The organism is Fictibacillus sp. WQ 8-8, from assembly GCF_024494405.1.
Classification (GTDB): Bacteria; Bacillota; Bacilli; order Bacillales; family Fictibacillaceae; genus Fictibacillus_C; species Fictibacillus_C marinisediminis.
In genome coordinates, this window is sequence record NZ_JAMXKG010000006.1 from 218,708 (window position 1) to 230,730 (window position 12,023).

The 12,023-nt window shown below is 43.8% G+C and carries 12 protein-coding genes; 3 read left to right on the forward strand and 9 right to left on the reverse strand.

Annotated features, from left to right (window positions below; genetic code table 11):
• Positions 1–127: 127 nt before the first annotated feature.
• From M1K46_RS15315 to M1K46_RS15340, 6 genes are all read right to left on the reverse strand, one after another.
• Positions 128–697, reverse strand: a complete 570-nt coding sequence (locus tag M1K46_RS15315; RefSeq protein ID WP_062236620.1) for a TetR/AcrR family transcriptional regulator — start codon at positions 695–697, stop codon at positions 128–130.
• Between the two features lie 83 nt (positions 698–780).
• Positions 781–2,034: an ATP-binding protein gene (locus M1K46_RS15320; RefSeq protein WP_062236622.1), complete on the reverse strand. Its 1,254-nt coding sequence runs from the start codon at positions 2,032–2,034 to the stop codon at positions 781–783.
• 98 nt (positions 2,035–2,132) lie between these two features.
• Complete coding sequence (hemY, locus tag M1K46_RS15325) at positions 2,133–3,551, reverse strand: protoporphyrinogen oxidase (protein WP_256226654.1); 1,419 nt, start codon at positions 3,549–3,551, stop codon at positions 2,133–2,135.
• Positions 3,552–3,556: 5 nt separating this feature from the next.
• A complete protein-coding gene (gene hemH / locus M1K46_RS15330) occupies positions 3,557–4,498 on the reverse strand; it encodes a ferrochelatase (protein WP_256226655.1) in 942 nt (313 codons plus the stop codon).
• A 5-nt stretch (positions 4,499–4,503) separates the two neighbouring features.
• Entirely contained in the window at positions 4,504–5,538 is a 1,035-nt protein-coding gene (hemE, locus tag M1K46_RS15335; RefSeq protein ID WP_375162208.1) for a uroporphyrinogen decarboxylase, read from the reverse strand.
• A gap of 323 nt (positions 5,539–5,861) precedes the next feature.
• A complete protein-coding gene (locus tag M1K46_RS15340; RefSeq protein ID WP_375162209.1) occupies positions 5,862–7,997 on the reverse strand; it encodes a transglycosylase domain-containing protein in 2,136 nt (711 codons plus the stop codon).
• A gap of 246 nt (positions 7,998–8,243) precedes the next feature.
• Here M1K46_RS15340 and M1K46_RS15345 point away from each other — a divergent pair, with 246 nt between their 5' ends.
• Positions 8,244–8,744, forward strand: coding sequence for an antibiotic biosynthesis monooxygenase family protein (locus M1K46_RS15345; protein WP_256226657.1), 501 nt, complete (start codon positions 8,244–8,246; stop codon positions 8,742–8,744).
• A gap of 148 nt (positions 8,745–8,892) precedes the next feature.
• Positions 8,893–9,783: a diacylglycerol/lipid kinase family protein gene (locus M1K46_RS15350; protein ID WP_256226658.1), complete on the forward strand. Its 891-nt coding sequence runs from the start codon at positions 8,893–8,895 to the stop codon at positions 9,781–9,783.
• A 4-nt stretch (positions 9,784–9,787) separates the two neighbouring features.
• Here the strand turns inward: M1K46_RS15350 and M1K46_RS15355 are convergent, their stop codons facing one another.
• From M1K46_RS15355 to M1K46_RS15365, 3 genes are all read right to left on the reverse strand, one after another.
• Positions 9,788–10,471 carry a phosphatase PAP2 family protein gene (locus tag M1K46_RS15355; protein ID WP_256226659.1) on the reverse strand — a complete coding sequence of 228 codons (684 nt, stop codon included), beginning with the start codon at positions 10,469–10,471 and terminating at the stop codon, positions 9,788–9,790.
• An 84-nt stretch (positions 10,472–10,555) separates the two neighbouring features.
• Positions 10,556–10,894, reverse strand: coding sequence for a DUF3243 domain-containing protein (locus M1K46_RS15360; RefSeq protein WP_256226660.1), 339 nt, complete (start codon positions 10,892–10,894; stop codon positions 10,556–10,558).
• Positions 10,895–10,908: 14 nt separating this feature from the next.
• A complete protein-coding gene (locus M1K46_RS15365; RefSeq protein ID WP_248251633.1) occupies positions 10,909–11,433 on the reverse strand; it encodes a type 1 glutamine amidotransferase domain-containing protein in 525 nt (174 codons plus the stop codon).
• Between the two features lie 147 nt (positions 11,434–11,580).
• Between M1K46_RS15365 and M1K46_RS15370 the strand changes: the two genes are divergently transcribed.
• Positions 11,581–12,012 carry a ferritin-like domain-containing protein gene (locus tag M1K46_RS15370; RefSeq protein WP_256226661.1) on the forward strand — a complete coding sequence of 144 codons (432 nt, stop codon included), beginning with the start codon at positions 11,581–11,583 and terminating at the stop codon, positions 12,010–12,012.
• Positions 12,013–12,023 lie beyond the last annotated feature (11 nt).

A 12,023-nucleotide genomic window follows, 5' to 3' on the forward strand; every position in this document is an offset into this window, starting at 1 on the left:
CTATTTTGGTCAATCGGTCATTTTATTTCAAAAAAAGAGAGATCTTGCAATAAAGATCACTTAAAATGACTAAAATTAAAATTTGGTCATTTACAAAAATACCACGAATATAACAGGTTTGCAACTGTTACCTTTTAAGTCCCGTCATTAAAATATTTTCAATAATGTCCGCAATCTCTTCCTTGCTGAGAGGCTCATGTTCCTGCTCCCAATCAAATACGAGCGAAACGTACATTTTCAGCATCACAAAAGAAGTAATCTCTGTGTTGCACTTCCTAATTTCTCCTTTTTCAATGGCTTTCTGAAGCTCTTGTTTAATAAAAGTGATTACAGCCGTCTCAAGCATGACGCTTGCCTCTTTTACGGCAGGAGTATTCAGTTCTCTTCCTTCCTGTGCAATCTTGATTGCAAGCTGATGGGACTTGCGGAAATCCAGGACACCATATAATGCGGAATGAAGATTTTCATGAAATGCTCGGTCTTCCTTTATCGCATCTGCTGCGACATGCCGTATCTGCCTTACAAGATCGGTTACAATTTCCCTGAACAGTTCTTCTTTATTATCAAAAAAAGTATAAATTGTCCCTTTACCGACATTAGCAATTTTAGCTACCTGATCCATAGTGGTGGCTTTATATCCAAACAGCGAAAAAGACTTTGCTGCAGCTTCAATAATATTTTGTTTTCGATCAATCATGGGCTCATTCCCTTTCACTGACCATTTTTCCCATCTGGTCAATTTCAAACTTTACCACGTTATTGCGGATCACACAAGTATAATTAGGAAGATTTAACAGGCAAGGTCAATAAAACCTTCGTCCCTTCCTCCGGTGTACTTTCATACCGCACGCTCCCTCCAATACTACGGATGAGCCGGCTAATAATCATTGTGCCCAAACCTGTGCCCTTAGTCTTTGTTGTATAAAAAGGAAGCCCGATCTGCTGAAGTTCTTCTTCAGACATGCCTTTTCCATTATCTTCAATCGCCAGTGTAATGGAGTCTTTGGAGAAAGAATGTTTATAAACTGTAATCAGCCCTTCTTTTCCATCCGTTGACTCAATGGCATTTTTAATAATATTGATCAGACATTGTTTCACATGATGCTCATCAGCAACGATTTCATCATTCTCTCCAGTTAGCTCGTACGCAATGACTGTATTATGAAGAAATCCGTAAGGCCTTATCAGTGAGAGCGTATCCTGGATCAATTTATCCAGTTGAAGGACCTTTAGATCTGGCTTTCCGGGTTTGACCAAAGTTAAGTAATCAGTAATGATTTTATTGGTTCGGTCTAATTCATCCAATATTAAAGGAGCAAGCTCTTCCAGCTTTTTATCTTCCGTATCCTTTGCCAAAAATTGAATGAGACCCCGGACAGTAGTCAGCGGGTTCCTGACCTCATGAGCGATCGCTGCTGCCATCTGCCCTACCACAGAGAGTTTATCGAGATAGGCGGTTTCTTCAAGCCTCATATTAATGAACGTCAATCTTTCAATAAGGATGATAGAAGTAAAGAAAGACACATTAAAGCAAATGAAATAAACCCAATAAAAGTCTCTTGGAAGAAAATCCATCTCACTATGAATAATCATCATATAGATGATCGTGTAAACGGCAGCAATAACTATTCCAGCTCTCCATTTTTTCATTTCCTCAGTAAAAAAACCTTTGTATGCCCCTGCAATGACAAACGCCACTAAGGCAAGCACAACGCCAAGGAAAGCAAAATGGCCCCCGATGATAAGCCTCGCTATGGAAACAATGATCGTGCATATCGCACCTGGCAGCAATCCGCCGTAGAGAGTCGCAACAACAATCGGAACGTTTCTAAGGTCAAAAAAGGAGTCCTTCAGCGTTTCAATAGGATAGGCCATACAAAGCAAAGCACAGATGCCGGCAATCCCCCCATAAAGCATTTTGGCCTTTAGCGCCAGCTTCCGCTCAATAAGAAAAGGTACAATCGTATTGGCGATATAGGTTAAAGAAAAGATAACAGCTATATTCACAAACAGCGGCTGTAAAAAGTATTTCATCACATAAGTCCCTTCAGTAAATCCCTGCAAACCAAGTATATCAAATTATCCCTTTCATATGTTTTGAGCACAAAAAAGCGCGATAGGTCCGTTGTGGCCTATCGCAAGGTTTTGATAATATGGGTAACCGCCTTTTCAGCTGAAGCTACACAATCGGGAAGCCCTACACCTTCATAGGAGGCACCTGCAGCATAAACACCCGGATAATGTGCTGAAAGATTGTTCTGTAGTTTTTGCCACAATTGTTTGTGGTTAACCTCATATTGAGGCATGGACTGAATCCAGCGTGAAACATAATAAAATTCAGGTTCAGAGGTAATGTCCATGATTTTATCCAGATCATTCAGGACGGCTTTCAGAATAGCTTCGTCAGACTCAAAAACAATTTCCTGGTTGTTCGCCCTGCCCACGTAACAGCGGAGCAGAACTTTCCCTTCCGGCGTTGTATGCGGCCATTTTCGGTGTGTCCACGTACACGCGGTGATGGTTGTTGGTTCCTTCCGCGAAATAACGAAGCCTGTACCGTTAATATCATTTTTCAGAGCTGAAGCCGGAAAAGCCATCGCTATGGTTGCAACTGATGTTGATGGTGTGGAATGGAACTCATCCACCCTGATTTGTTCTGGCAGCAGCTGCTTGGCTACTGAATAAGGAGAAGCCAGAATCACAGAATCACCATGCGTATTCGTTCCATCTTCCAATTCAACCCGGTATCGTCCTGTTTCTTCACGTTCGATGCCTGAAACCTTTTTGTTTTTCCAGATACTCTCCGGCTCAAGAAGCTCCTCGAGTCTTTCTACAAGAGATTCCAAACCGGAAGAAAGGGTCAAGAACTGGCCTTTCTTCTTTTTTCCATAAGTTCCCGGTCTTTCAGAAGCCTTTGGTATATTCTGTTTCATACCGAGTATAAGGCTTCTGGACTTTCTTTCCACATCCTGAAACTGAGGAAATGTCGACTGCAGGCTCAGCCGGTCGATGTCTCCTGCGTAAATTCCAGACAGCAAGGGCTCGATCAAGTTTTCAACAACCTGGTCTCCAAGCCTTCTCCGGAAAAAATGGCCGACAGAAATATCCTGATCCGCTCCTTCACGGCGTGGAAGCACAAGATCCATTGCAGCCCTCGCTTTGCCGGCTTTGGAAAATAACTTGGTCTTGATGAACGGCCCCACTTTGGTAGGGACACCCATTACGGCTCCTTCAGGGATAGGGTGCAATTTGCCGCCAGACATCACATAGGCCTGACCTGTTTCATTGGAAACCAGTTTTTCTTCAAGTCCGGCATGTTCAATGAGTTTCGTCAGGCTTTGCTTGCGTCCTAAATAAGAATCCGGACCACGTTCAATGACAAAACCATCGCGATGAATGGTTTTAATTTTTCCACCGAGCCGGTCAGACGCTTCAATCAGCGTGTAAGTAATGGGGAGATTTTTTTCTTTCGCTTCCTTCTGCAAGTAAAAAGCGGCGGTCAATCCTGTTATACCGCCGCCGATAATTACTACATGCTTCCGCTCTGGCATGATTATCACTTTCCTTTTTGAGTTAAGGCTTCTGAAACGACATCAGCAAGTGAATCGATGAATTCATCCTTTGCATTCGGCATGGCCGGACGATAATAGTTTACGTCAAGCTCTTCTGTCACTACTTTGCATTCATAGTCGTTATCAAACAGAACTTCCAAATGATCGGCAACAAAGCCTACCGGACAATAAACATAGGAAGTATACCCGTGCTCTTTATACAGATCTCTTGTTAAATCCTGCACATCAGGCCCAATCCATGGTTCAGGCGTATTCCCTGCGCTTTGCCAGCCGATCGTATAATGAGAGATGCCAGCCTTGGAGGCAATGAGATCAGCTGTTTCCTTGAGCTGATCCGGATATGGGTCTCCCATCTGCAAAATCCGTTCTGGAAGGCTGTGTGCGGAGAAAATAACAACTGTTTTTTCTTTCTCGCCAGATGGAATCTGATCCATAATCTTGTTGATTTCCTTCACCCAATAATCGATAAATTTAGGGTTATCATACCATTGATCAATAGAGGTGATGTTTATGCCTCCTAGATTTTCCGCTTCCTCAACTGCCCTTCCGTTGTATGATTTCACACTGAACGTAGAGTAATGGGGAGCAAGGACAAGTGAGACTGCCTCATTTATTCCATCTTCCTTCATTTGTTTTACGGCATCTTCAATAAATGGATCGATATGTTTTAAACCTAAATAACTCTTAAACTCAAGATCTTCATAACGGCTGTTCATCATCTCTTCAAGCCTTTGTGCCTGTTCTTCCGTTATTTTAGCGAGAGGAGAGATTCCCCCGATCATTTCATAACGGCGTGTTAAATCTTGAAGCTGCTCTTCTGAAGGCTTTCTTCCGCGTCTGATATGTGTATAATATGGCTCAACTTCATCAAGGCTTCTTGGAGTTCCGTAAGCCATGACAAGCAATCCTACTTTTCGTTTCCCCATCATCGTCACCCCAGTTTGTTAGAAGAATATTCATGAATAAACGCTGTTAAACGCTGCAGGGTTTCCACTTGTACCTGTGGGAATATCCCTTTTCCAACGTTAAAAATGAAACCTGGTTCTTCCATTCCTTCGTCAAGTATCTGCTTCGCTTTTTCCTCAATGACCTTCCATGGGGCCAGTAAGATGGATGGGTCCAAATTACCTTGCAATGCTTTAGTAATCCCCATCTGTCTGGCTTCTCTTGGAGAGGTTCTCCAGTCAAGTCCGATAACATCGATCGGCAGGTCGTTCCACTCGTGAAGAAGGTGCCGGGCTCCAGTACCATAGAGGATGAGGGGGACCCCTTCACCGCGAAGCGCTGTAAAGATACGGTTCATTACTGGTTTGATATATGTTCTAAAATCTTCTGCGTTCAGCGCACCGACCCAGGAATCAAATATCTGGAACGCCTGAGCACCTGCAGCGATTTGTGCTTTTGCATAAGCAATCGTCATATCTCCAAGCTTGTCCATAAGCAGGAACCATGCTTCAGGATCAGAATACATCAGTGCTTTTGTATGGTGATAATCCTTGGATGGCCCGCCTTCGATCATATAGCTCGCTATCGTGAACGGCGCACCTGCAAATGTAATCAGCGGCACTTCTAGCTGCTGGCGAAGGAGTTTTATTGTGTCGAGCACATAAGGTACATCCTTCTCCGGCTGGATAGCTCCAAGTTTTTCTACATCTTCCATTGTGCGTAAAGGACAGTCAATAACAGGCCCAACACCAGCTTTGATCTCAACATTGATGCCCAAAGCGGGAACCGGCGACATAATATCCTTATAAAGGATCGCTGCATCTACACCATGCTGGTCGACAGGAAGCTTCGTAACCTGAGCACAAAGCTCGGGGCGGTGAGTAATGTCAAAAAGCGAATATTTCTCTTTCAGTTTTCGATACTCCGGCTGTGAACGCCCTGCTTGGCGCATATACCAAACCGGTACAAAACTGTTTTTCTCTTTTCGGCAGGCTTTTAAAAACTCATCGTTAACTGTCAAAATCAACACACCTTTCTGCTTTGAAGCAAAGCCCGATCCACGTTTCTTCCTATACTTTGTGTCCCGACCTACTATGAATTCCTGTAATTTAACGTTTAGAAACCCGTTCGCTCCATATCCATTAAACATTGTAAAAGAATTCACAATAAATGTATAGCTTCCGGTTTTAAATGTCATGAATTTGACAATCAGCCACCGACAAACATCACAGCACCGGAGGCAAACAAGGTGCGTGGCACTGCTCCGATGCGGGTGCCTGGCACTACCTTTTTAAACATAAACTTCGAAGTGAAGTGCCTGGCACCTTGTTTACTTCGAAGGTATCATCTGAACCACTCCATGGAGACGGTGTTGGACGGTTCGCCTTCCTGATCGGTCTGCGGATTTAGCGGGACGACATAAAACTTTGGCATGCTGAACAAATATTTGGCGGATACGTTGTAGCTTCCTTTGCCCGTTACGGTATCAATATGTGTTGCCTTTCCTTCTTTGACTGAATAGATTTTATACTGCAATCGTTTATCAGCCGATGGAGTCCATGTCAGTTTTATTCCCGGAACACCGAAGGACCCCAATGCGAAATCAGCCTTCAGGTCCTTGATCTTAACGAGATCGACCGGAGGCTCCAGCTCTTTTACCCCTTTAGGCTTTTTAAAGGTCAGGCCCCGCTGTGAGGGCATCTGATTGATGACATCTTTAAAGAGCCTTGTTGCTTTTTCGCTGGACGTGTTGAGATAGCTTTCATTCGTCGTTTTATCGTATCCAATCCATGCTGCTCCTACTACTTTCGGGGTATATCCTACAAACCATGCATCTTTGTTGGCATGCGGCACACCTTCATAGTTTGTTGTACCGGTTTTGCCCGCCAGCTCTGTATCAACCGTGCCGTATCTCCCCGTTCCTTTTTCCACTACTTGCTGAAGCATACGTGTCATGTACCATGCGGTTTGTTTTTTAAATACTTTCTTTTCCTTGTGGCTTGCCTTTCCTACCAGTTCGCCGTTTCGGTCATAAATTTTGGCGATGACGTACGGTTTGACAGTTTTTCCTTCACGTGCAAATGAACGGTAGGCTGCCATCACCTGATAAGGGGTTACACCATGATCCAGACCTCCGAGTGCAATGCCGAGACCTTTATCTGGAATATCCATCCCCAGACTGCTCAACGCTGCTTTTGATTGATCGACTCCCAATTCGTTGAGCAGCCACACAGCAGGAGCGTTGATGGAATCGCGGATCGCTTCTGCCATGGACACCCTTCCCCTGTACCGTCCATCGTAATTTTTCGGTTCATAGCCGTTGTAGCTGAGCTGTTCATCTTTTAACATAGAATACGGTTTATAGGCCTTTGATTCCAATGCAGGCGCATAAACTGCAAGCGGTTTAAAGGATGAACCCGGCTGCCGGTTAACATATACCCGGTTCAGCCCCTCCGTGAGATAGCCTCTTCCTCCCTGCGCAGCAATAATTCCGCCTGTATCAGCATCCATGAGCACCATGGCTCCTTCAGGACGCTCTTTCCCTGTTCCTACAAAATAATCCGGCTTTAAAAAGGTCTGGTACATCGCCTCTTGTGTACTTTCTTTCAGCGGCACGACAACTTTGTAGCCGCCTTTTCTCATTTCTTCCCTGGAAAGGTGATATTTCTGTTTAGCCTCATGAAGCACCATATCAATGTAAGTAGTAAGTGCTGGATTCCGCTCTTCCTTGTGGATATTAAGAGCAATTGTCTTCCCCTTCGCCCTTACCGCTTGTTCGGCTGAAATAAAATGATGCTTTGCCATCAGGTCGAATACGAGATCTCTTCTTTTTTTACTCGCTTCTTTATGTTCGATCGGAGAGTAATAGCTTGGGGCTTTTGGCATCCCGGCAAGCATGGCCCCTTCTTCAACCGTCAGATCGCTGACATCTTTATTAAAATAAAATTTGGACGCTGCCTGAATCCCGTATGCGCCATGCCCAAAATAAATCTGATTTAAATACATCTCCAAAATCTTGTCCTTGCTGTATTTTCTTTCAAGATTGATAGCGATCACTGCTTCCTTCGTTTTTCGGAGCAATGACTTCTCATGTGATAAAAAAACGTTCTTCGCAAGCTGCTGAGTGATCGTGCTGCCTCCCTCAACTTTATGGCCTGCCGCGATATCACGGTAAACTGCACGGGCGATCGAGCGAAAATCCAGCCCGTGATGCTCATAAAATCTTGTATCCTCAACCGCAACAAAAGCATCCTTCACTTCATCTGGAATTTCATCAGCTGAAACCAGCTCCCGATTTTCAGAATAAATCCGGGTGATTGTGCTGCCCTTCATATCTACAAGTTTAGAGGCAGAGCTCATAACAAGATCTTTCTCGTCGACGACGTAGTCGCCAGCCATAAGTATGAATAAATAGCCCATAAAACCTGCTATCAATATTCCTATTAATAAACCGATGCCAAGCATTCCGTTTTTAAACACGTCTGTACCTCTTTTCAATACAAAGTTTCCCTATCAACGTGCCCATACCTGATTGCTTATTTTACTATATTATTACAGAATCCGCTAAAACAAGGATAAAGTCTTTTTAATTGCAGACGCTAGTAAAAAATTGCTTACGCTGCCTGCTGTCCGTTTTTGCTTTCGTTTATTATTTGCTTTCCGCGGGTAAATCATGAATTAAAGATGACTGCAATTCAAACATAAAAAACATAAGGAGCGGATTATATGAAGCTATATATCACGTATGGAACCCAGCACTATTTAGAAAATCTTCCAGAAGCCTCTTCTGTTCACTCCATTCTGCTGGAAAGCAGCGGCGATGCGGCACTGATCGCAGAGCTTGAAGGAGAAAATCCCTTCCAAGAGGGCCATGGCTATGAGATTTTAAATGCAAGGGGCCAATTGAAGGAAGGCTCTTTCGCTGTCTTAAACCACATACAAGTAACTGAAGAAGGAAAATCGCTCTTTGAAGAACGTTTTAAGCAGCGCGCAGGTCTTGTTGAACAGGAATCGGGCTTTGCTGCCATCAGGGTACTGCGACCAGAAGAAAACGACCCTTATATCGTGATGACCCTTTGGAAATCCCAAGGGGATTTTACGAGCTGGCAGCAGTCGAATGCCTATGCCGAAGCCCACAAGAACAGAGGCACCGGCTCAGGACTGCCCCAGACGCTATTTTCCGGCCCCTCTTTTGTAAAAGAATATGATATCGTTTCAAAATCGTAACTGCTATTAAACATTGGACGTCCCGAAAAGCCAGCGGGCAGAATTGCTGCTCTGCAGGCTTTTTCCTGACTGAAATAAACAATGGCAATCGTATTATAAACAAAAAATCATTTTGAATTTCTAGTAACAAGAATGGGGAGGCGCGGATATGAATAAAGCCGCCATTATCGTAAATCCGAATGCCGGAAATAAGCAACTTGTTGAAAACATAAATGAAGTGGTACAAAAACTAGAAGAAAAATACAGCGAGGTCATCGTCCATCAAACGCAGGATGTTGGAGATGGAGGAAATTTTTTGACGAAGATTGCAGGTGAAGTCGATCTCGTGATTGGAGCGGGAGGAGACGGTACCATCCACGAGCTCGTAAACGCGCTTTGCCCTCTGGAAAAAAGGCCTTTGTTTGCTATACTTCCCGGAGGTACATGCAACGACTTCTCAAGGGCGATCGGCATGAATCAGAATCCCTTCAAAGCTATTGACCAGATCTTGGAGCATAAGGTCGAGCAGCTGGACGTTGGACACTGCAATGCTCACTATTTTCTTAACTTCTGGGGAATCGGTCTCATTACACAAGTTTCCACCAATATAGACAGCCAGTTCAAAGATAAATTCGGACGGCTCTCCTACTACCTTTCAGCCGCCCAAACATTAAAAAATTATGATCCGTTTCAACTTGAAATCGAGAGCCCCGACTTTACGTATCAAGGGGAAGCCGCCATGCTTATCGTTGGAAATGGCCCTTTTACTGGAGGCATCAAAGCCTTTTTCCTAGATACCGATATACAGGACGGAAAATTCGATATTCTTATCGTAAAAGAACCATCTCTGCGTTTAATCTGGGATACGATTCAATCCAAAATGCTGAACCAGACTCCCGCCAATGACGATATCAAATACTATAAAACCAGCCGCCTTAAGGTGAATACAGCGCCTGATCAACTGATCGACTGTGATGGAGAACGGAATGTCCATACACCCGCTGAACTGGTTAACCTGGAAAAATATCTGTCAGTCATCGTCGGCAACTTTCCAGTCTGAGGGATCATCTTCTTGGCTGTTTATAAAAATAAACAGCCTCAAGGGCTGCTATGCATAAGAGAAGCCATACCAATCCTGCAGAGTAACCCGCAATAATATCAGAGGGATAATGAACACCAAGATAAATGCGGCTGATGCCGATTCCAATTATGGCGACCGCAAATAATAAGGTCCACCCTGCTTTTTTTAAGGGCTTTCTCTTGCTCCTTACAACCAAATATCCCAGGAATCCATAATACACCATACTGCCCATTGCATGTCCGCTTGGAAAACTGAAGCCGAGTGCTTCTACCAAAGGATCTGCATTGGGCCTTTTTCTTTGAAAAGCATTTTTGAGCAGCAAGTTCAATAAGCCTCCCCCGCCAACAGCCAGCAGGAAGAATACCATCCCCCATAGGTTCTGCCGTTTGAACCACAGCCAAAGCATACCCACAGCAAGCAGAATGCCGAGAGCCAGCTTGGACCCTATTTCTGTGAAAAATAACATCACACGATCCAGCCCCGGTGAGGAATAAGAACGTATGGCATCAATAATTACCGGATCAAATTCAAAAGGTTCCTTTTCAACAATTTCCTCAGAGAGGGAAGCAAAAATAAAAATAGCAGCCGCCGCCAGCAAAAAGCCAATCACAAGCAGAACAGCCGGGACGATAGGGAAAGATATTTTTTTCATCCATTTTTGCAGCATTTTAACACCTCTTGCTTCATCAGTCATAACATCTGGCAATAAGAAAAAGCTGCTGAGAGCAATCAAAGCAGCTTTTTCTGCGTCCTATTGTACAAGCTTTACAAGCATATGCGCCAGTTGATGCCTTTGATTTTCGTCGCCTGCCTTCCAAAGCTCTTTCAGAAGGTTTTCTTCAGCATTGCGCGGCTCTTCGGTCTCAGCCAGATGATCTGCAACTTTTTGTGCAGCTTTAGCAAGTGTTTCTTCATCTAATCCAAGTTTCTCACCAAGCGCCACCCTTGTATGAAGATACGATTTAAATTCAGAAAAGTTCCGTAAAATTTCATCTTTGCGTTCATCACTGATGCGTCCAACGGTATCATCTACTTTGTTGATGTTCACTGTATCGTCTTTGTGCAGGATATGCTTTTCTTCATTGCCCATAGCTTTCTTCTCCTTTATTGATTTAATTTTGAAAGAATGGAAAGGGACTCCTTGTTGAATGCCGGGATGTCATCAGGCTGTCGGCTAGTCACAAGGTTGCCTCCGCAAACTGCCACTTCTTCATCGACAAAATTAGCTCCCGCATTTTTCAAATCCACTTTAATGGAGTTATAGCCTGTTACTTTTCTGCCCTTTAATACTTCTGCTGTAATTAACAGCTGAGGGCCGTGACAGATCGCAAAGATTGGTTTTCCGTTATCAGCAAAGTCTTTTGCGAAACTCACAAACCGTTCATCATCCCTAAGTTGATCAGGCGAGAAGCCGCCGGGGATGAAAAGAGCATCAAAATCAGAAGGGCTGACATCGCCAATGCCTGCATCAGCAGTAACGGTTTCTTCTTTCTGCTTTCCTTCCAGCTGTTTTCCTTTTTCCGAGCTGATCACCACTACTTCGTGACCCGCTTCTTTATAAGCTTTCGCTGGGTCTGTATATTCAACATCTTCAAATAAATTGGTAAGTACAGTTGCGATTTTAGCCACTGAAATCCACGCTCCTTTACATTTTCATCTGTCTACACCTCTTAACATTTCCTTTTGCCAACTGAAGTAAACCCTTTTTTCCATAGTTTATCCATTATGCAAACGGGGAAGAATAACACAGAATGAATTTTGGGAGGTAATGTAAAGATGGAAAAAGATTTACAAGCACTAATTGATGGACTAAACGAGGATCTAGCCAACGAATATTCAGCGATCATTATGTACAATCACAACGCAGCAACGGTTTCAGGAATCTTTCGCCAAGTGCTAAAGCCATTCTTTGAGTCAGAAATTGGCGATGAACAAGGCCATGCCCTTTACCTTGCAGAAAAGATCAGCACACTCGGCGGAATACCTACAACAACTCCAAAAGAAGTCAAACAGGTATCAGATGTACGCCAAATGCTTGAAGAAGCAAGAAATGCAGAAATTGACACCATTCGCCGATACGAAGAACGCAAAGAGCAGGCAGCTCAGCTGAAACTGACGGAACTGGTTGTCCAGCTCGAAGACATGATTGCTGATGAAACCAAACATAAAGAAGAAATGGATCGTCTATTAAAAGACAACCGTTTCTAAAATAAAACAAT

Coding starts and splice junctions, on each gene's coding strand:
- M1K46_RS15350 (WP_256226658.1), top strand. CDS start 8,893: ATGAATAAAGCCGCCATTATCGTAAATCCGAATGCCGGAAATAAGCAA.
- M1K46_RS15315 (WP_062236620.1), bottom strand. CDS start 697: ATGATTGATCGAAAACAAAATATTATTGAAGCTGCAGCAAAGTCTTTT.
- hemH (WP_256226655.1), bottom strand. CDS start 4,498: ATGGGGAAACGAAAAGTAGGATTGCTTGTCATGGCTTACGGAACTCCA.
- hemY (WP_256226654.1), bottom strand. CDS start 3,551: ATGCCAGAGCGGAAGCATGTAGTAATTATCGGCGGCGGTATAACAGGA.
- M1K46_RS15345 (WP_256226657.1), top strand. CDS start 8,244: ATGAAGCTATATATCACGTATGGAACCCAGCACTATTTAGAAAATCTT.
- M1K46_RS15370 (WP_256226661.1), top strand. CDS start 11,581: ATGGAAAAAGATTTACAAGCACTAATTGATGGACTAAACGAGGATCTA.
- M1K46_RS15355 (WP_256226659.1), bottom strand. CDS start 10,471: ATGCTGCAAAAATGGATGAAAAAAATATCTTTCCCTATCGTCCCGGCT.
- M1K46_RS15360 (WP_256226660.1), bottom strand. CDS start 10,894: ATGGGCAATGAAGAAAAGCATATCCTGCACAAAGACGATACAGTGAAC.
- M1K46_RS15320 (WP_062236622.1), bottom strand. CDS start 2,034: ATGAAATACTTTTTACAGCCGCTGTTTGTGAATATAGCTGTTATCTTT.